Annotated in this window: 16 protein-coding genes and 3 pseudogenes; 9 read left to right on the top strand and 10 right to left on the bottom strand. The window is 68.5% G+C overall.

Annotated elements, in window-relative coordinates; all coding sequences use genetic code 11:
- Positions 1 to 257: 257 nt before the first annotated feature.
- Complete coding sequence (locus tag ACIQ5Y_RS14795) at positions 258 to 1,478, top strand: alpha/beta hydrolase family protein (protein WP_403879708.1); 1,221 nt, start codon at positions 258 to 260, stop codon at positions 1,476 to 1,478.
- Between the two features lie 323 nt (positions 1,479 to 1,801).
- Here the strand turns inward: ACIQ5Y_RS14795 and ACIQ5Y_RS14790 are convergent, their stop codons facing one another.
- A complete protein-coding gene (locus tag ACIQ5Y_RS14790) occupies positions 1,802 to 2,023 on the bottom strand; it encodes a hypothetical protein (RefSeq protein ID WP_403879706.1) in 222 nt (73 codons plus the stop codon).
- Between the two features lie 252 nt (positions 2,024 to 2,275).
- Here ACIQ5Y_RS14790 and ACIQ5Y_RS14785 point away from each other — a divergent pair, with 252 nt between their 5' ends.
- Together ACIQ5Y_RS14785 and ACIQ5Y_RS14780 are read left to right on the top strand one after the other, a co-directional pair.
- A complete protein-coding gene (locus tag ACIQ5Y_RS14785; RefSeq protein WP_403879704.1) occupies positions 2,276 to 2,770 on the top strand; it encodes a hypothetical protein in 495 nt (164 codons plus the stop codon).
- A gap of 698 nt (positions 2,771 to 3,468) precedes the next feature.
- Positions 3,469 to 3,801 carry a hypothetical protein gene (locus ACIQ5Y_RS14780; RefSeq protein WP_403879702.1) on the top strand — a complete coding sequence of 111 codons (333 nt, stop codon included), beginning with the start codon at positions 3,469 to 3,471 and terminating at the stop codon, positions 3,799 to 3,801.
- A gap of 680 nt (positions 3,802 to 4,481) precedes the next feature.
- Here the strand turns inward: ACIQ5Y_RS14780 and ACIQ5Y_RS14775 are convergent.
- The 4 genes and pseudogenes from ACIQ5Y_RS14775 to ACIQ5Y_RS14760 form a co-directional block, all read right to left on the bottom strand.
- A pseudogene (locus tag ACIQ5Y_RS14775) lies at positions 4,482 to 4,624 on the bottom strand (IS5/IS1182 family transposase); the annotation flags it as partial.
- 57 nt (positions 4,625 to 4,681) lie between these two features.
- On the bottom strand, positions 4,682 to 5,743 hold the full coding sequence (locus ACIQ5Y_RS14770; RefSeq protein WP_403879700.1) for a hypothetical protein: 1,062 nt from the start codon (positions 5,741 to 5,743) through the stop codon (positions 4,682 to 4,684).
- A 219-nt stretch (positions 5,744 to 5,962) separates the two neighbouring features.
- Positions 5,963 to 6,235, bottom strand: coding sequence for an acyl carrier protein (locus tag ACIQ5Y_RS14765; RefSeq protein WP_403879698.1), 273 nt, complete (start codon positions 6,233 to 6,235; stop codon positions 5,963 to 5,965).
- A gap of 282 nt (positions 6,236 to 6,517) precedes the next feature.
- Positions 6,518 to 6,751: pseudogene (locus tag ACIQ5Y_RS14760) on the bottom strand (hypothetical protein); the annotation flags it as partial.
- A 52-nt stretch (positions 6,752 to 6,803) separates the two neighbouring features.
- On the opposite strand from ACIQ5Y_RS14760, the gene ACIQ5Y_RS14755 reads away from it, so the two are divergent.
- Complete coding sequence (locus ACIQ5Y_RS14755; protein ID WP_403880010.1) at positions 6,804 to 7,115, top strand: hypothetical protein; 312 nt, start codon at positions 6,804 to 6,806, stop codon at positions 7,113 to 7,115.
- On the opposite strand, the gene ACIQ5Y_RS14750 is transcribed toward ACIQ5Y_RS14755, so the two are convergent.
- Both ACIQ5Y_RS14750 and ACIQ5Y_RS14745 read right to left on the bottom strand, forming a co-directional pair.
- Positions 7,094 to 8,077, bottom strand: coding sequence for a GNAT family N-acetyltransferase (locus ACIQ5Y_RS14750; RefSeq protein ID WP_403879696.1), 984 nt, complete (start codon positions 8,075 to 8,077; stop codon positions 7,094 to 7,096). The genes ACIQ5Y_RS14755 and ACIQ5Y_RS14750 overlap by 22 nt on opposite strands.
- 42 nt (positions 8,078 to 8,119) lie before the next feature.
- Positions 8,120 to 8,375: pseudogene (locus ACIQ5Y_RS14745) on the bottom strand (IS256 family transposase); the annotation flags it as partial.
- A gap of 1,149 nt (positions 8,376 to 9,524) precedes the next feature.
- Here ACIQ5Y_RS14745 and ACIQ5Y_RS14740 point away from each other — a divergent pair.
- Both ACIQ5Y_RS14740 and ACIQ5Y_RS14735 read left to right on the top strand, forming a co-directional pair.
- Entirely contained in the window at positions 9,525 to 9,938 is a 414-nt protein-coding gene (locus ACIQ5Y_RS14740; RefSeq protein ID WP_403879694.1) for a hypothetical protein, read from the top strand.
- Positions 9,939 to 10,024: 86 nt separating this feature from the next.
- Positions 10,025 to 10,441 carry a hypothetical protein gene (locus tag ACIQ5Y_RS14735; RefSeq protein ID WP_403879692.1) on the top strand — a complete coding sequence of 139 codons (417 nt, stop codon included), beginning with the start codon at positions 10,025 to 10,027 and terminating at the stop codon, positions 10,439 to 10,441.
- 321 nt (positions 10,442 to 10,762) lie between these two features.
- On the opposite strand, the gene ACIQ5Y_RS14730 is transcribed toward ACIQ5Y_RS14735, so the two are convergent.
- A complete protein-coding gene (locus tag ACIQ5Y_RS14730; RefSeq protein WP_403879690.1) occupies positions 10,763 to 12,985 on the bottom strand; it encodes a helix-turn-helix domain-containing protein in 2,223 nt (740 codons plus the stop codon).
- Positions 12,986 to 13,240: 255 nt separating this feature from the next.
- Between ACIQ5Y_RS14730 and ACIQ5Y_RS14725 the strand changes: the two genes are divergently transcribed.
- The 3 genes from ACIQ5Y_RS14725 (at position 13,241) to ACIQ5Y_RS14715 (ending at position 15,749) form a co-directional block, all read left to right on the top strand.
- Entirely contained in the window at positions 13,241 to 13,738 is a 498-nt protein-coding gene (locus ACIQ5Y_RS14725) for a family 1 glycosylhydrolase (protein WP_403879688.1), read from the top strand.
- Positions 13,739 to 14,045: 307 nt separating this feature from the next.
- Complete coding sequence (locus ACIQ5Y_RS14720; protein ID WP_403879686.1) at positions 14,046 to 14,675, top strand: HAD-IA family hydrolase; 630 nt, start codon at positions 14,046 to 14,048, stop codon at positions 14,673 to 14,675.
- An 867-nt stretch (positions 14,676 to 15,542) separates the two neighbouring features.
- Positions 15,543 to 15,749 (top strand): hypothetical protein, encoded by a 207-nt coding sequence (locus ACIQ5Y_RS14715; protein ID WP_403879684.1) that lies wholly within the window; start codon positions 15,543 to 15,545, stop codon positions 15,747 to 15,749.
- 673 nt (positions 15,750 to 16,422) lie between these two features.
- On the opposite strand, the gene ACIQ5Y_RS14710 is transcribed toward ACIQ5Y_RS14715, so the two are convergent.
- Positions 16,423 to 18,600 (bottom strand): MMPL family transporter, encoded by a 2,178-nt coding sequence (locus tag ACIQ5Y_RS14710; RefSeq protein ID WP_403879682.1) that lies wholly within the window; start codon positions 18,598 to 18,600, stop codon positions 16,423 to 16,425.
- A 41-nt stretch (positions 18,601 to 18,641) separates the two neighbouring features.
- Entirely contained in the window at positions 18,642 to 19,181 is a 540-nt protein-coding gene (locus tag ACIQ5Y_RS14705) for a DUF6223 family protein (RefSeq protein WP_403879680.1), read from the bottom strand.
- Positions 19,182 to 19,275 lie beyond the last annotated feature (94 nt).

Below are 19,275 nucleotides of genomic sequence, written 5' to 3'. Positions count from 1 at the left end.
CGACGAAGGCGTTTCGAAGGATGTGGTTCAGGTCTTCCAAGTTGAAGCCCGGGATGCGTGAGCACGGGGGCTCGTGGCAACCGGACGACACCGCCGACCGCATCGGCCCCGGGGTGTAAACCCGTGGGCCGATGCTCCCGGAGGTAATACATCGGTGGGCCGATGCTGCGTGGGAAGGACACATGACAGCTTTCCCTTCGTGCCCACGGACTGGCCGTAGCGGCACGGTTGACGATCCGTCGCCACAGGAGGGCCTCATGACACCCACGCCGTTGATCAGCCGGAACGGCATGACGCGCCGCAGCATGCTGGGAGCTGCGCTGGCCGCCGGGGCCGCCGTACCACTGGCCGTCGTCGCCGACCCGGCGTGGGCGGCCCCGGCCGGGGCCGCCCACGCCGCGAAGCGGCTCATGCTGCCCGTGCCGACCGGGCCGCACCCGGTGGGCACGGTCCAGCTGCATCTCGTCGACCGGTCGCGTCCGGACGCCATCGCCGGCCCCGGGCACTTCCGTGAGCTGATGGCCACCGTCTGGTACCCCGCCCGGAACGTCGAGCGGTACCCGGTGGCGCCCTGGATGCCGGCCGGCGCATTTCAGGCGTTCCTCGACGACGTGGGGTTCGGCGCTCTGGCCTCCCTGGGACCGTTCACTGCCGGCCACGTGGGTGCTCCGGTGCGGCGGTCGGGCCGACGGTTGCCCGTCGTCGTGTTCTCGCACGGCGCGCACAGCCACCAGGGCGACCACACCGTCGTGGTCCAAGAGCTCGCCAGCCACGGATATGCGGTCGTGACGGTGGCTCACCAGTACGACACGTACACCGAGTTTCCCGACGGCCGGATCGCCGTTCCGGTGCGCGACAGGCAGGCGCCGACGCGGCCCGGAGATTTTGCCGCTGACCTGCGCTTCGTCCTCGATTGTGTCGAGCAGCTTGCCGCCGGGTGCAATCCCGATGTCGACCACAAGGAGTTGCCGGCCGGGCTGCTCGGCTCCCTCGATCCACGGTGCCTGGGGGCGTTCGGTTGGTCGAAGGGCGGGACAGCCACCGCTTGCGCCACTCTCGCGGACGAGCGCATCCGGGCCGGGCTCAGCCTCGACGGCCCGATGCAGATGAACCCGCCACTGGCCGGTGACTTGGACAGGCCGTTCATGATGATGTCCGCCGAGTTCACGCGGGCCACGGATCCCGAGGCCGCCGCGTTCTGGTCGCACCTGCGGGGCTGGCGGCTGAACATCCAGGCGCAGGGCGCCGTCCACATCTCGTGCGGGGACAACGAGGCGCTGTTCCCACAGGTGGCGAAGCTGTTGGGATGGAGCGGGCAGCAGCTCCAGGACGTGATCGGCACCCTCGATCCCGACCAGGCGGTGAAGATCCAGCAGGCGTACCCGCTCGCGTTCTTCGACGAGCACCTGCGCCACCGTCGGGAGCACCTGCTCGATGGGCCGTCCCCGGCCTTCCCGGCAGTTACGTTCCTCCCGTGAGTGCCTGGGACCGCAGCACCGCAGTCCCCGCCGTAGGCCTACGTCGCGCGGCTGGAGGCCAAGTCGGATCGTTCCTCACTGAACCAGGCAGAACTGGGAAATGGCGACCAGGTTCGAGCCACGTTCGACGTTAGACGTCAAATGACAAGCTGAGCTTGATTTACCTTCCAGGCGTGGGTCCGACGCAGTCATTCGTAGGATCGTCGGACCCGGGGGTTCCGGGTATGGGTGGGAGCTTGTCTCCGTATGATGGCCCGAATGACGTGACCGCCCGGAGCCCCGCGACGACTCGGCCGGACGATCCCCCGCTGCTGCAGTCTGATCTACTGCGTGGCCTGCAACGCCGCCGCGATCTGGGTGACATCCAGGTCGACGAGGGCCTCCTCGCCGTCCCACACGCCGCGCGAGGAGATCGCCGGGCCGATCAAGGCCGGCTCGGCGGCATCGTCACGTAGTTCGTACTCTTCGCGGCTCTCCTCGCCGATCCGACCCGGTTCCTCACGATCCCAGGCCGCAGCTGCTGACTCAGCCAGAGATCGAGGCAATCGCACTCTGATCCGACTGATCTGGGGAGCAAGATGGGGTCCCGATCGATGCCGGCACAGTCTGATCCTGCCCATGCAAGCCGGTGAACGTATGTGGTCACAGACCGAGCTGAAACTTGTCGTACGCGGTCGACATGGCCGTCCAAGTTGGCACTCTGGGCGCTGTGGTTGGGGCGGACGCGAGTGTTCCGTCGGACCTGTGTCAGAACACGAGACGCAGGGTGTGGCCTCCCCTCTCTTTATTCTCGAGACATGAACGTGTTTGGCGGTGGTGACGGCCGGTACCTGGAGATGACCAACGGTGGCACAGCGGTGTTCGTGGACGTGTTGGTGCTCGCCGTGTCGGCGCTGGCCCACAACCCGTGGGACTTCCGCTTCGCCGCCCTGCTGACGCTCCAGGACCAGAACGTGATGGGGCGTGGGGTGGTCGGCTTCGGCTTGGCGGAGCTCGACTGGGGGGACACGCCGCGGGAGCGGGCCACGGCGAAGGACTTCCTGCTGCGCGTCCTCGATCTGGCGCTGTCCCGTCACCGGTGGGAGGAACTGACGTACGAGCCGCCACGGGCCGAGGGGTACCTGCGCACGTACCGAGCAATGGTGGAGGAGTTCGACCCTGAGACCTCGATGGCGGGCACGGGCGTCCTGCCCGGGCCGCACGAGGCCGCGATGGCTTCATGCGTACGCCACCGGGTGCTCGACGCGCTGCCGTTCTGGCAGGCGTGCGTGTTCTGCACGGCTGGGGTCTGAGGGTCCCACAAGCAGGTCCGCGCCCGCGTCGAGCACGTCTTCGCCCGCATGAAGACCTGGACGATCCTCCGGCCCGGCCCGGCCCGGCCCGGCCCGGCCCGGCCCGGCCCGGCCCGGCCCGGCCCGGCCCGGCCCGGCCCGGCCCGGATCGGGAGGTATGCATGGAGTCGCCGAGGGCGACAGCGAGGCCGGAGCCGGACGGTGTATCGGCGGTCGTCTGCTCCAGTGCGTTCGACCTGGACACGACGGTGCAACCGGCGGCCGCCTGTCAGCAGGATGCCGCCGACGCCCGGCCGGTGGTCGACGTCGCCCGTGTGACGGCACCTGGCTATCGAGGTGGTCTGCCGCGACTGCGCCCCTTTCCTTGTCGAGTCCTACTCGCCGGCTGAGTCCTCAACCTCTGCGCACAGGGCCTGAATCGGGAAGGTCACCGGCGAGGGCTGAGCGTCGCACTCGCAGCCGCACAGTGCCTCCGGGAGCACTGCCCAGGCGATGAGCTGCGAGACCGCAGCACACCAACGGGTCAAGGTGGAACGCGGTCCGTGTGCCGGAAGGCTTGGACGTTGCGAACTCCTCCCGATCGCCCGTTGCCGTTGTCCCGGCCAATTCCTGACTCTGGGCATGATGAGTACGAAGACCTGCCTCCCCTGAGTACGTCCGCGCAAGCGAATCGGCGCCGGAGTCGATTGGCTGTACCCATGCACGAGACGACTCCCTCCCTGACCACCGACCGCTCCGTCGAGACCGCTGCCACCGACGTGGTGTTGATGTGGGTCACGACTTTGGCGATGGCCCTGATTCCGGTGGCGTTTGTCTTCGGGGCTTTGGCCGGGATGGCCGCGGAGGTTCATCCTCAGACCGTGGCGGTCGTCACGGTCTGCTGGTTTGGGTCCTGGACGGCTACTCCACTGCTCGTGGTGGCCTTCTGGCTGTGCCGGCGCCACCCCGCCCTGGCCAGGACGGGCCGCTGGGCGGGGTGGGTCGCGACGTTCCCTCCGACGGTCACGATCCTGCTGGCCCTCGGCCTGTAAACGGCGGCCTTGCAGCGGGCGCGCATTGCCGCCCGAGGGTCGTCTACGCCCTCGGCCAAGGCGGCCAGGTGTTCTCCCGCGATGCGGGCTACAACAGCGGTCGGTGGACCGACTGGGTCGAGGTACCGGGCGGAGCGGCGGGCGCCACCGCTGTGAGCGCAGCAGTCAACGGGAACAATGTCCACCCACAGATCATCGGCGCCGACGGCGGCTGCTGGGGCACGGACGCGCCGACTACGCGGCCGGGCGCTGTAGCGGCGAGTGGGGAAGGATCGGGGGCACCCAGCTCACCAGCCCCTCCTCCGCCATGGTCGGGAACGTCATGCATGTCTACGGCGTCGGTCAGGGAGGCGTCGTCCTGACGCGCGACGCCGACTACAACCGGGGTACCTGGACTGGTCGGTCGGAAGCGTCAGGTGGGGCACTTGGCGCCAAAGCCGTCTCCGCGGCCGCCATCGGGAGCCAGGCGGAGCAGGCCGCAGGAGTCGGCGGACCGCGCGGCCGCCGCCGTGACGGCGGCCGAGGACGACGTACGGGCCGCGGCGGAGCGGTTGGAGACAGCGTGCGCGGCGAGCAAGGACGCGCGTACCCGCTACCTGGAGCCGGGCGCGCGGTTGCGCGGGCGTGGCCACGGGCGGAGGCGGCTGCTCGGAAGGCGGAGAAGATCGCTGGTGGTGGGGGAGTTCCTGCAGCGGCCTGCGTTTGATGCCCGTGGTCAGCCAGGGGCCGCCGCCCGGTAGGCGAGATCGGCCAGGATGGGCACGCACTGGCGCTCGCAGATGGGGATGATCCGGTGGGTGCGGGCAGGTGCGTGATCGGGAGTTGTCACACCGGAGACCGTACAGCCCCGACTACCGGGAAGGAGCGCTGGAGGCCCGGATCAGCGGATGTTGCAGGCAGTCGAGGACCAGGTTGGTTGGCCATGGAAGTTGAGGTAAACGCGGATCGTGGTGCCCGCGTTCCCGGGGGCAGCGATCCGACTGGCTGTCGTGTTCCGGGTGAGCGACGGTTTACCTGCGATGTTGGGCCACTCGACAACGTCCCGGGTCCACGAGCCCGTGCCGTTCGGCTTCCACCAGAAGTGGATTTCACCGTTCGCAGCCTGCGCAACGATCGATGAAGTCGTACCGTCGTCGGCAATCTGGGGGTCGCTGGCGTTGCCCACGGACTGAGCAGGGCTCACTTGAGTCCAGGGCCATCCGGGGCTCCCATGCACGTTCCGGTAATAGCGCACGCCGTTGTTCACATCGCGCGCCACAATCGCCGTGGAGGTGCTGTCACGGACGATCGTCGGGTCTGAGGCAATCGTGCCGGCAGAGGCGACCAGATCCTGCTGCCAGACGGTGTCGCCGTTCCGCTTCCAGTAGAAGTACAGGCTGTTGGCGGTTCCCCGGACAGCGATAACGGTAGTGGTGCCGTCCCGGGCGATCGAGGGAGCTCCTACGGCGAAGTCCGACGCGACCTGCTCCTTGGTCCAGACCGGGCTCCCATGCACATTTGTGTACGCATACAAGCGGCCGTTCAGATCCGTGGCCGCGATCACCGTACTGGTGCTGTTCCGGGTGATCGCAGGGGCAGAATATGTGGTGTACTCGCCGGCGACCTTTTGGGATGTCCAAGTCGGAGTGTTGTGCAGGTTCCAGTAGAAAAGGAGGCTGTTGCTCGGGCCCTGAGCTGCAATCACCGTGGCGGTGTTGTCCCGGGCCAAGGCCGGCGTGGAGTACGCGCCGGGTCCTGGTACTGCCTGTCCGCGGCAGATCGGATCTCCGTCCAGCTGGTAATAGAAGCGCAGTTGGTTGCCGTCGGTGTACGCCAACGCGGTGGCACCCGCACTGTAGGTAATCGGCGCGGGGGACGTCGCAACCGCAGTGGCACCCGATCCGACGCTGATGAAGAGGCACATCGCCGCCGCGCTCGCGATGCGCTTGGAAACAGGTTTCACGAGAGCCCTTCCTCAAGGTCGACGGCCCGACTGTGATCACCCGTATGCCACGGCCGCCCTCCAGTGAACGCCAACTCTGAGACGCGGGGCAGGGGGGTGCGGAGGCGCCCGGGGGCGCGCGAGGGCGCGCGGGATTCGCGCAGCGTTCACCCTTCCTCGCCCTCGAATGTTTGCTCGGTGACTTGACGCTCCGTCATGATCGAGAGTGAGGCAGGGCCGTCAATCCGAGACCTCCGACGCGCCTGGCACACCCAGTAGTTGAGTCAGGACGTAGGCGGCGACGTCCTCGATCCGGCTGTTGAGGAGTGCGGCCGCTGAGAGCTCGGCTCCGGTGTGGGCTTGGATGGACTGGCTGAGCTGCATCGACATCAACGAGTCCATGCCCAGGTCCGACAGCCGCTCAGCGGGACTGATCGACTTGGTGTCGATCTCCATGACGGGGCCGAGCAGGGAGATGACGAGGAGAGCCACGTACGTTCCAGTGGCGCTCACGGTCACGGGCCCATGACGAGGCTGAGACTGCGACCTGGTACCTCAACTCACGGCGCCCCCCAGGCGCTGTCGCGCTGGCCAAGCCCACCCACATACCGGCGCAGCCACCGACGTCGTTACGACCCAGAGAGAAGGGCGGTGACGTACGGGCAGCACCTCCTTGATGTCATCTCGGCCCCGGCCTCTACCCAAACGCGCTCACTGCCTGCGGCGTACGCGCATTGGGCATCCAGCGAGGTGTCCAGATTGTCCGCCATCCGGGAGTGCTGGGCGCGGCGCCGGTCACGCCGCGGCCGCCATCGGCGGTCCAGGCTCCCGGCGAGGGCGAGGGCGAGGGCGAGGGCGATGACGAGCGGGCGCCCTGGGTGCCGGATCCAGAGCATCGGCCCGCCGTTCGAGATCGGCGGCGATGTCGTCCCAGTCAGGGCCGCGACAGTAAAGGCTGTTCGCTGCCTCTCTCGTCAGCGCTGGCTCATCGGGCCTCTGCAGGAGAGCGAGCCGATACGCGAGGAGCCTACGGCGCAGTGATCCCCGGTCAGCCCATGTCGTGTGCCCATATCCTGGGTTGATGTGCGAGGCCGCAGTGGCTCTGGCGGCCGCCCTCTGGCCGCTCGCCGTGTCCGCTGAGACCGACTGGCTGCGGGAGCTGGCCGATGACGACGGGTTCACTGGGTTCATGCCGCCGGCGATGCCCGACGCGGCCTGGGTGCTCCACTTCATGTACGAACACGAACTCGGGCCCTTCGGCATGTCGTATGTCGATTACCGGCGCGCCTTCCTGAACAGCAAGAGCGGCGGCTCGAAGATGAGGCATTGTCAAATCCTGTGGACTGACCCGACAGCCCGATGGCCGGTCGATCAAGCAAGCGGCTTGCGGTAACGGACGTGCTCGTTCCGCCGTCGGAACCCCACACTCTCGTAAAGGTCGTAGGACCGGTGCGGATTTGCCGTGCCTGTGAACAGCCGAGCGGTCGTTGCACCCTGCTCGCGAAGGCTCCGCAGCCCGTCCAGCAGCAGGACCCGGCCGATTCCGAGGCGTCGCTGGTCCGTCCGGACACTCAGCTCTTCCACCTCGCCCACGGTGTGGTCGTGACGGCGGATGGAGCAGAGGGCGACGCCGACCATGTCCTGCCCGTTCCAGGCAGCCCTCCAGCATGCCGGGTCGGCGGTGTCGACGAAGTCCTGGAAGGGCCATCTCTGAGTGAAACCCGGGTCCGTGTACGAATCGACGACCGTCCTCCAGGCCGCACGGTAGTGGCTTGTCCCGATCGGCCCTGTCCGTATCCCGGCCGGCAGCTCGCTGCCTGGCTCGGGCACATGCTGAAGATCGCCCAGCTCCAGCTCGATCAGGCTGAAGACACGTCGGTAGCCTGCTGCGCCCAGAAGTGCCGTGGCGTCCTGCTCGCAGGCCATGGCGTTCGCGCCGATCACCGCCGTCCGCGCCGTTCCATGCTGTTCGACGAGCCGGCGGATCCGCTCTTCGGCCCAGCTCAGCATGGCTGAGCCGATGCCCCGGCCGCGATGCTCGGGCAAGAGGTGGCCGCGGTGCAGGTACAGCCACGTATCGTCCCGCTCTTGCCACCACCGGATCGTCGAGTAGCCGACGACACTCCCGTCGAGCACCACCAGGATCTGGTTCTTGAGCGGCTCCTCCAACTTGGCAGAAGCTTCGGCGATCTCGGCCGCGGTCGGGAGCCCTTCCACTACCGAATGGACATCGACCCGGTCCCGTTCAACACACCCCAGCCGCACTGCGGCCATGGCGTCGTGGTCTTCGTCGCCGCGATACGGCCGGAATCCGAAGCCGACCGGAAGGTCCTGTCCTGCCGTGCCATCCAACATGACCGGATGTTCTCGAACTTCGAGGCAGGTCCGCTACCCTGTTCACGCTGCGGTCGTCTGCGGCCGTTCAACGAGCCGGCCGCGTTCAAAGCGGGCCTCAGCGCGGACGAGGGCAACGAGGTGGGGTGCGTTCACGGCTCGCCGGCGGGCCTGGATGGACTCGACGAACTTGAAGACCATCGCCAGGGCGGCGGCGCGGGACCCGGCACCCTTGGTGACCTTGGTCCGCAGGCGGACGGACGGTCGCGAAGGTCGACTCGATGGGGTTGGTTGTCCGCCGGTGGATGCAGTGCTGGGCGAGTGTTCCGACGGACGGTCACGGTCGGATCGGTCGCCGCTGCTCTCGTAGTGGCCGGCACGACCGGTTTCGCGATCGCCGACAGCGGGACCCAGGCCAAGCGCGGCCGTGCGCCCTTCGCCCAACTCGCGGTATCGACGCTGACGACACCGGGACGTGGCGGTGCCATCCGATGAACGAGCGCCCTTCGAAGTGGTCCAGGCCCAGGGCTGTCTTGAGTTCGCGGCAGTCGTGCTCGATCCGCCGGCGCGACTTCGCGAGGCGGACCAGGTCCCTGGCGGGAATGCTCGCGGGCAGGTTCGAGATCCAGTACTTCACCGGCTCGGCCTCGCCCTCGGGCCACTGCGCGATCAGCCAGGTCAGCGGGATCGTGCCCTCCTCGGCAGGCTTGGGCCGCCGCCCCGCGAGGCGGACCCCCAGCAGCACGAAGTGCGAGCTCATCGCCGCTTGCGAGCCCTTGCGGCAGGTTACGGCCCGGCCCTTGTGGCGCCCCGCGGCCAGCACGTGCTCCCGTAAGGACACGGGCCGGGTGCGGTAACGGGGGAGCGATCTGGGGCCGAGCCCCGCGTAGGCCGGCTGATGCGGCATCGCTTCCTCGCAGTGAGCGGTCAGCGCACACTGCGGCACGTAGGTATCTGGCTGTGGCCCATCTTGATCAGGTGCTGTGGAACGAGCCCAGGCTGAGCGGTGTCGTTGGGGGGCTTCACTCACCGGATGCCGCCCGACGGGTTGGCCCTGGGGTCGTCGCTGCAGCAGATTCTTCGTCTCCTGTTGGTACAGGGGGGCTGGTCCGGAAATGGTCCGGATCTTGGTGTGGCGGTGCCCCAGCCATGTTCGAGCGGCTCCCGGTCGAGGACGGCATTGTCTGGTCCCCCTGAGCCCGACCTACCTCCCTTGGGCGCTGAAGACGGATCGTGATCCGCGGTGTGCGCAGATCCTGAACCTCAGCAGAAGAACACGACCTTACTTTTGCAGGTGGAACTGCCTGGGACCGTACCCGTCCACCGTGATCGACTATGCCTGCCCCAGGGGCGCTGCGCATTGGCGGACAACCCCCACCACCAACGCACAGCGCCCCGGCCTGGCCCCATCGATGGTCCAGGAATGAAGAGCGGGAAATGTCAAGCAGAACACAAGGTAAGAACCAGCATGAAGCAGAAGATCACTTCGCTTGCCGGTGTCATGGTGGTGGCCGCTTGTGTCATCATCGCGGCCGCGGCTACCGGTCAGGCGTCCGAGGTGGATCACGGGCGGCCCGTTTCGGCCCCCACCCCGCACGCCACCGTGGTCTTCGGCTGCTGGCTGTCCTACTCCGGCCTCGCTGCACCGCTCAGCGAATTGGCCGCGGACCGGCGGACGCCCCGCGCCTTGGCGCTCTGCGTTCAACGGCGTTGCGCTGCTTGTGGACCCCACGGTCGCGCGCGGTCGAGGGAACGCCGGACCTGTCTTCGAACAGAGATCAATCACTGTGCCGTCGCCGCGTGGCAACCGATGTCCACGATCAAGGTGGAAGCCCCGCACACCGTCAGCAACCCCGCAGCATCGCGCCAACAAGCCCAGTAGTGGATGACGGCGGCGCGATCAGAAGTCTGCTGTCAGCACCGCGTCTCTGCCCGCACGGGCCGGTCGCACGTACGAAAGAGAGAGTCATGCAGGTCCGTACGTTCAAGGCAGCCGTGATCGCGGCTGCCGCGGTCGCGAGTGTCGCGGTGGCCGCCACGCCGGCCGAGGCGAGCAACTGCTCGCGCGGAGGCGGCGTCTACATCTGTGAGTACGGTGTGACCAGCTACCCGCTGCCCAACGGCACGAAGCAGGAGTTCGTCGTCGGCACCGACCGCGCGGTGTGGACCCGCTGGACCGACACCGACGGGGACTGGTCGCGATGGCTGTCCATGGGAGGCAAGGCGTACAGCACGGTGCGCGCCTACGACTACGACACCAGCGACCCCTGGTCCTTCAGGGTGTTCTATTACGACCAGGCCGCGGAGTACTGGGGCCGCAACCGTGACCACGACGGCAACTGGTCTCCTCTGTGGATCCATTACGACACCCCGCTCAACGGCTGATCGCCGCGCGCCCGCCCGCAGGGCTCCATCGCTGCGGCCGGGACTCCCTCGGCTCATACGACGGTTCTCGCGAACGGGATGTGTTCACGGGGGCCGTCGTCGCCCTCCCGGCCGGTGTGCCGTCCCGTCCTGCCTTCCCGGCGAGAGCTCGCGGACGGACCCGGGACGGGGGCGCCGTCCGCCATCCGCTGCGCGCGGTCGCCACCGTTTCGGGCCGCGCGCAGCAGGCTGTTCGACCCGGCCGTACGATCCCGGGCCGGAAGCGCGACGGATGACCACTTCTCCTGGCCGCCGGGATGTGCGGGTGCCGATCGCCCGGCCTCACGTCCGCGTGGTGAGCCGCGCGACCGCCGCGTCGTATCGTGCCTGGAGTCCCGCATCCGCCGAGACCTTGAGCAGGACGCCGAGCGCCCGTACCGCGCCGTCCTCGTAGCCGGAGGACTCCGCCTCGCGGGCCGCGAGATCGAGTTGTGCGATGCCCTCGGCTTCGTCCCCGAGGCCCAGCAGCGCCTCTCCTCTCACCATGAGCAGCAGTATCCGGGGGATGTCGGCCGTGCCGGACCGGTCGTCGAAGGACAATGCCTCGGTCGCCGTGCCGAGGGCCTCGCGCCATTTCCCCGCGTCGGCTCGATGACGGGCCAGGTGCTGCAGGGCCAGTCTTTCGATGGTCCGGTCGTCAGCCTCGCGGGCCAGTTCGACCGCCCGCTCACACCCCTGCGCGGCATCGTCCAGGCCGCCGAGTGCCGATTGCGTCATGGCCAGAACGATCAGGGCGTTCGCCTCGGCTACCGGGTCGCCCGTCGTGGAGGCGAGCGCGTGGGCTGCCCTCAGCAGGGTCAGCGCCTCCTCGATGCGCCCTTCCTCGATCAGCACCCAGCCGAGCACGTTCAGCACGCGTGCCTCGCCGTGCTGATCGGCGTCGGCCCGTGCCGCCTCGAGCCCGGTCTCCAGGAGCGGGACCCAGCCGTCCCGTACGCGCCACACGATCAGCGGCCACAGCGTCAGGACGATCCGCCAGGTCCTGCCGTGCAGTCCGGCGGCGTGCGCCGCGGCCACCGCAAGCGTGAGGTCATCCCGCTCGGCCGCGTACCAGGCCACAGCGGCGGACCGATCGCCGAACTCCCGGACGGCAGCGGACGGCAGATGGTCCGCCGGCAGCGGGAAGCACTCCTCGTTGCCGGGCTCGGCCGCCGCCACGGCCGCGAGGCCCGTGGTGATGTAGTGGTCGAGTACGCGTTTGAGGGCTTCGGGCGTAACGTCCAGGCTCCGTGCGTAGAGCCGCACGAGATCGTGCATGGTCCATCGGCCGGGCGCCGTCTCCGTGACGAGGTGTGCGACGGCCAGCCTCTCCAGGGCGGCCTCGGCGACCGGCGCAGTCGTATCCGCCAGGGCTGCCGCCGTATACCGGTCGATGTGCGTACCGGGGTGGCGGCCGAGGTGGGCGAAGTGACGGGAGACGTCCTGCGGGAGCTGTTGCAGCGTCAGGCGCAGCGCCGCTTGCACGCCGGTGTCTTCCACATCCAGCAGGCTCAGCCTGCGCGTCTCGTCGGAGAGCTCAGCGGCCATCGCGTCCAGGGACAAGCCGGGGCGTTGCGTCAACCGGGCAGCTACGACCCGCAGCGCGAGGGGGAGTCCGTCGCAGAGCTCGGCCAGCCGTCGCGCGGCCACCGGCTCTGCGATGACCCGTTCCGTGCCGAGTACCACGGCCAGGAGCCCTGTGCCGTCCTGCGGGCCGAACACATCCACCGCGACGGGGCGGGCGTTGTCGGTGACGATCAGCCCTGGCAGCCGGTGCCTGCTGGTGACAACGGTCACGCAGCGGCGACCGCCCGGAAGGAGCGGCCTGACCTGCTCGGAGTTTCGCGCGTTGTCGAGCACGACGAGGAGCCGGTGGTCAGTGGCGAGCGACCGGAACAGCGCAGCTGCGCCGTTCGCCGACTCCGGTATCCGGCCGAGCGGCACACCGAGCGCCGGCAGGAACTCTCGCAGCACCTCAATGAGTGCAGGCTCGCCCGCGTCGCCGAAGCCTCGCAGGTCGGCGTAGAGCCGCCCGTCGGGGAAGGCGGCACGGTGGTGGTGGGCCCAGTGCAGCACGAGGGCTGTCTTCCCGACCCCGGCGGGCCCGACCACCAGGCTGACGGGCGCCTCGCCCTGGGTGGTGTGGGACAGGGCGTCGAGTTCCGCCGTTCGTCCGTAGAAGCCGCGCGGTGCGCGCGGCAGCAGATCGGGGGCAGGAATCTGCTCAGCAGCATCCGGTACGCCCGTAGGCAGGGGCAGATCCATCGTGCGGGCCTTCCGCGGACGGCCCAGGCTCGCGCTGTGTTCCAGCTCCTGGACGCCGGCCTCGTCCAGGCCGAGGGCGGCAGCCAGTGCCTGCACGGTGCGACGCTGCGGCCCGCGGGAGTGTCCGCGCTCCATGTACGACAGCGCCCGCACGCTCACCCCCGCAGCATGCGCCAGCTCCTCCTGACTCAGCCCGGCCTCCGTCCGCAGGCGGCGCAGAAGCGTGTTGAAGCCGCCGGTGACGGGTGTACCGGTGTGCATGTCTGCATTTCCCCTGGTCAGTGCGGTCAGCCGGAACGCCTTACCCCGCCTGTGAAAGTATGCACGAACTACTTTTGCAGGCGAAACGCGCTGTTCTGGTCGGCGCAGTCGGGTCATCCGCCACACGGTCCGCCACCGCATAGGCCGCCGTGGCGGACAGGGCGTCCGGACACCTTCGAAGAACCCCGCCCACCAAGCGCTCAGCCCGGAGAGCGGGGGCCGCTGGGCCAGCGTGTACGCGGCCCACGTCGCGAGATGGACCGGCACCAGGGCGGCGGGCAGGTGCCTCTTGGCGGCACCTGGCTGAACATCGCCCGGACACCGCGCTACGAGGACGCCTTCGACCAGTACGGTTTCAGCTACTACTTCACCGCTGCGGTCAACTCCTCGGCAGAACTCCTGCCCTACCCCGCCGGGCAGCCCGTGGGGACGCAGCGATACGTGTCCTGGGCACCGGGCCTCGGCGAAGTCCTCGCCCGTCTGCACTCCGAGCTGCCCGGCAAGAAGTTCCTCGTTTCAGAGATCGGCCTCGGCGGTGAGGACGACACCAAGCGGGCCGCCTACCTGCCGGCCGCTCTGGAACGAGTCCGAGACGCCATCGCAGGCGGCATGGACATCACGGGCGTGCACCTGTGGACGGGCGTGGACAACTACGAATGGCTGGACGGCTACGCCGTCCCCTTCGGGCTGTTCGACTGCAACCGAGTCCCGAAGCAGAGCACACACGTCATCCAGTCCTTCATCCGCGGCTGACAGCCATCCGGTCACGCCCAGGCGGTCGCCCGCTCGCAGGCTCGTGGCCCGGGCACGATCAACCGTCGCGGCGTCGTGCGGTACATGGTGTGCGCTGCTGCTCCCGTCCGGGTCCGTTCCGGCCCCGGACCGGGCGATTGGTACCGTATGGACAAGGCCTGTGTGCACCAGGCGAAGGCGGACTCGTTCCACCTCCTCCGCCCCGTGCGGCTGCCGCCGCCCGATGACGGGGGTTTCGGCCCACTGCTGACACGCGTGTCCTTCGCCCCGGCCCACAGCCCGATCCTCACACTGCTGGAGTTCCCGCATGTCTCACCGCACCGGCCTCGTCCTCGATTTCGGCGGGGTGCTCACCACGCCGCTGCTGCCGGCCGTGCTGGCCTTCGAGCAGCGCGAGGGGTTGGCGCAGGGGGCGTGTATCAGGGCGCTGTACATGGACGCAGAAGGCGTTCGGCTCACCCACGAGCTGGAGCGTGGTGCGATCACCCAGACAGAATGGAACGAGGCTGCTGCCCCCAAGCTGGAAGTCTCTGCGGACAATCTGATGGGCCGGATCTTCGCCGACCTGCGGCCTGAGCAGACCATGATCGACGCGGCCGCCGCAGCGAAGCGGGCCGGGATCAAGGTCGGCATATTGTCCAACTCGGTGGGGCTTACCCCCTGGAACCTGTACGACGGCTACGAGCTCGAGGCCCTCTATCACGGCGTGGTCATCTCCGAGTGTCACGGGATGCGCAAGCCCGACCCCGCACTCTTCGAGGTCATGCTGAAGGTCCTGGGCCTGTCGGCCGACGAGTGCGTATTCGTCGACGACACCGAGGAGTACGTGCGGGCGGCTGAGAAGCTCGGCTTCGCGGGAGTGCAGGCGCTGCAGCCCGAACAGACGGTCTCTCAGCTCGAAGACCTGCTGGGTGTGCCGCTAACCAGCGCCCGCTGATCCGAGCCGTGAGCGGCTCACGGGTGCCGAAGAACGCGTGGCCGGAGGCTCCGGTGGCGTCAGAAGTGGCGGCACCGCAGGCAGGCCGGACTCATCGGAGGACATGGAATCCGGGAGGGGCTGATCAGCCGGACCCGATGTCAGCACCCGGTGAGCACAACGGCACGACAGGACGCAGCCCGTCTCGAAACGACCGCCGGGGCCGCCCGGGGCGGGAACCGCACGCATATCACCCGCCAGCCACGTTGGGGCAGGCCGCCCATCTCGGACACCAGGCTGTTCGAGATCAGATGCTCATCGGCAACCCGATACCTCCAGGCAGACTACCGCCCCTGCACCACAGTCCGGTGCCCCAACCCGTGTCCAGCCTGTTCTGATGGCTGTCTAGCCACCACTCAGTCACGGCACCACCTTCCCACCTCCACAGCACTCCTCCAGCCCTTTGCCGAGGGCTCTTCGTGCTGCCCTGAAAGCCCCGCGAGGAACCGAGTTGAGCACCCTTCCGCACGGGTGGTGCGGCTGAGGCATCTCGAGCGGATATGCGGCTCGGTCAGCTGCTGCGGCGAAAGATCCGCCGCCGCAAGCGAGGCGGAGCCGAGGGATGCCGCGTTCAGCGGCGAGGGCTGCTGCGGCGATGCCGGGACGCTTTTCCGCGCTGGGCGGCCGTCGGGCGGTGATCGCGGCATCGGTGAGGATGCTCAAATCCGGCTTCCAGGTGACCTGCGAACGGCGCCGTCACATCGCGAACGCGGTGTCGATGTGGCGGCGGGCAGTGACCCCATCCATCCTGGTTACCTTGGTCAGGTGGGCGAAGGCCCTCTGCGCCGCGCAGCGACGTGCGCCCCGGTGGCGTTGGAGGAGCGGGGCGTGGATCTGGGGGAGGTGACGCTGCACGGTCAGCGGCTGTTCGGCCGGGAGCAACAGGCCGAGCGTAGTTTCGTCGATCTGGGGTGGAACGGCTTCGGATACAAGGGCCGTCTCCTGGACGATGGAGTGACCTGGCTGGAGGTCTTGCGTCCGCATCGCAGCAAGCCCATGGACGCACGGCTCATCGAGCCGGGATCTGGTCGGTAGTCAGCACCGGGTAGCCGTAGTCCGGTCAGCCGCGGCGCAGATGCACAATCTCGTGCTCGCCGGATAGGTGTGGGGGCCACACGACCACTGAGCAGTCCCGAGGCGACTCGGAGATCATTTGGGGGACAGCCCTTGCCCCGGAGTTGGGTTGCGTCCGGAGCGTATGGGTTGTGAAGAGCTTGCAGCCTCTGGTGGGTGTGGCGGTACGCCTGCACGATGTGGGCATGTGGGTTTTGTTGCTGCCTCTTGTCTTGATGCTCGTGCTTGCCGTGTGGATTGACTGGAGGGCGAGACGGCGTGGGAGTCGGTTCCGTGATGGTCCTGCCATGCGGAGGGATGTTCGGGAGGCTCGCCGTGATGTGCGGGCTTGGGAGGCGGGGTCGTTGGGCCACAGTGGCGAGGACACTTCATGGATGAGGAAGCGTCCCTGACTGCTGCTGCCGGCTGGGCCCTGCCTCAGCGGGGCCCAACACGCCAAAGGTGTAAACCGAGTGAAACGAGGTCAGCTCTGGTGGGTGAAGTGAGGTGGAACCAGAGCAGTCCTCAGCGAAGCGGAGGACCCCGGCCCGAAGGGCCGGTTGGGCGCCGTGGGCTTCCGTTGTGGGCGCCGGGGTGAGGGGTTCCCCGGCAGGCCCGGAATCAGGTCGGGGTCCTGCTGCGGCTTGATGGGGTGTCAGGCTTTGGCTCCTTCCCGGATCTGGGCCGGTGCGGTCGGGGTCGTCTTCGGTGGCCGGCGTCCGGGTATCCACCAGTTGGCCTTGCCGCACAGTTCCATCACCGCGGGGACGAAGACCATCCGGACGATGGTGGCGTCGATGAGCACGGCGACGGCCATGCCGAGGCCTCCTTGCTTGACGGCGACGTCGGGGCCGAGCAGTGAGGTGGTGAAGACGGCGATCATGATGGCGGCCGCGGCGGTGATCACCTTGGCGGTCCGCGCCAGCCCCGTGGCGACGGCCTCGCGGGTGTCTCCGGTGCGCTCGTACTCCTCGCGGACCCGTGAGATCAGGAACACCTGGTAGTCCATCGACAGGCCGAACAGGACCGGGAACATCATCATGGGGACCCAGGTCGTGACCGGCATGGCGGCCGGGAACCCGAGGGCGGTGCCGAGCCAGCCCCACTGCACGACCCCCACCAGCACACCGTAGGCGGCTCCGATGGACAGCAGGTTCATCACGGCGGCCTGCAAGGCGATCGTGACGGACCGGACCAGCGCGATGAGCAGCAGTATGGACATCGCGATGACGACCCCGATCATCAGGGGCAGGCGCGAGCCGGACTCCTCGGCGACATCGATGGTGGCGGCGTTCGGTCCGCCGACGAGGACCCGTTCGCCTCCCGATGTACGGGGCAGCACGTCGTCGCGGAGATCGTGCACCAGGTCCGCGGTCGCCTCGTCCTGGTACCCGGTCGTGGGGAAGGCGATGAAGGTGACGGCCTTCCCGTCCTCACTGACCCGGGGCGGCGTGGCATGGGCGATGCCCTTGGTCTTGCCGACCGCTTCGACGACGGGACCGAGATCGGCATTCTTGGAGTCGATCTCGGCGGCGAAGACCAGGGGTGCTCCGTAGCCCGGACCGAAGCCCTCGGAGAGGATCGTGTACGAGATGTAGCTGCTCCGATCACGGGGCTGGACGCTGGCGTCGGGCTGGCTCAGCCGCATCGACAGCACGGGGGCGGCCAGGATCAGCAGGATCCCGCCGGCGGTGAGTGCGGACACCAGCGGCCGGCGCTGCACCACGCCGGCCCAACGTTCTGCGGGTGTACGCGGTTCCTGGGACGGAGTGCCGGCGGACGGGTTGCGGCGGGACGCGCGGCGGGGCAGGCGCAGTGAATTGATTTTGTATCCGGTGAAGCCCAGGAACGCGGGCAGCAGCGTGACTGCGGCGATCATCGTCACCAGCACCGTGATCGACGTGGCGACGGCCACCCCGGTCATCAGCCGCTGGCCCATGACGAGCAAGCCCATCAGCGCGATCACAACGGTCGTGCCGGCGAACAGCACCGCGTGCCCCGCGGTGCTGATTGCCTTGACCGTGGCGCTCTCGGGCTCATCACCGTCCCGAAGACCGTCCTTGTAACGGGTCACGATGAACAGTGCGTAGTCGATGCCGACGCCCAGCCCGATCATCGCGCCGAAGGTCAGAGCGAAATTCGGCGCGGGCACCACATGCCCCACCAACTTCATCAGGGCGAGGCCGGCCACGATGGCCAGGAGGGCGGTCACGATCGGCAGACCCATGGCCACCAGAGACCCGAAAGCGATGAACAGGATCACCGCTGCGGCCAGGAGGCCCACGCTCTCGGCCGGACCCTGCGGGGGCGTCTCCGCCTTTTCCGCCATGTACCCGCCCAGCGCAAGCGTGACGCTGCCGTCGGAGGCGGCCTTGACCGTGTCCACCAACGGCTTGACCGCGCTCTTCTCCACCTCCTTGTCGCTCAGGGGAATGGTCATACGGGCGATCCGGCGATCCGGCGTCACCAGGCTCATGTCCTCATACGGCGACGTCACCGGCCCGGTCACAGGTGAATCGGCGAGATCGGCGATGACCTTCTCGATCTTCTGCCTGGCGGCCGGTTCGTCGATCCCCTGGTCGGCCTTGATCGCGAGGGTCAGCCTGTCCCCTTGCTCCTCGGGGAAGTGCTTCTCCATCAGTTGCCGTGCCTTCGCCGACTGCGAGTCTCCTCCGGAGAAGTCGTTGTCGGGGGCGGCGCCATAGCCGAAGCCCACGAACGCCACGGCGATCACACCGATGATCCAGATCAGGAGGACCAGGCGGCGGCGCCGGAAACAGAAGCGGCCCAGCCCCGCCAGAGCCCCGCCCGCGGGTGCGGTGTCCGTTGCCATCATCGTCTCCTCAACTCCCTGTCCCTGTCCCTGTTCCTTCCTCACTCGGCCGCGCGCAGGTGGACGGGACGGTCTGCCGGTCGTCCAGTGCGGCGGGAGCGGACCAGGGCCAGTCGGCCGAGGATCGCGGCGATCAGCCCCAGCACCAGGGCCACGGCGCCACCGACCACTCCGTTGCCGGTGCCGGGACCGCCGTCGGCGACGGCCAGATTCACCGCGCCGACGACCATGCCGACAAGCCCCGACACCAGGGCCGCGATGGCCCCCCTCCTCCCGCCGTTGCCGATCCGGCCGGCGGAGCGGGCCAGGGACAGGACGCCAACGACCACGCCGGCCAGCGCCACCAGCGCGGCCCCGGTGCCCACCATCCGCCCGGAGGTCAGCTCGTAGGCATCGGCGGCGATCGGCTGGAGTGAGGCGTGCGCGGCCGCCGGTGCGGCAAGCACGTAACGGACGGACATGAAGTACTCCTTCTCCTCGTACGACTTCTGTCGATCGATGTCGCCCGATCCTGTCCGCCACACCCGCCGCCGGTCGTCCCGCAGACGGACGCACTTCGCGCTGCCGCCGACGGCGTACACGGCTACCACGGACGCCGCAGGAACCGCGCAGCTACCACGAGCGCGGTAGAAGGCCGTTCCTCCACGCGAGGGACTCGCCCGCGAAACCATCTGG

The organism is Streptomyces sp. NPDC096339 (assembly GCF_044762985.1).
GTDB lineage: Bacteria > Actinomycetota > Actinomycetes > Streptomycetales > Streptomycetaceae > Streptomyces.
This window is presented reverse-complemented; position numbering and strand designations above follow the sequence as displayed.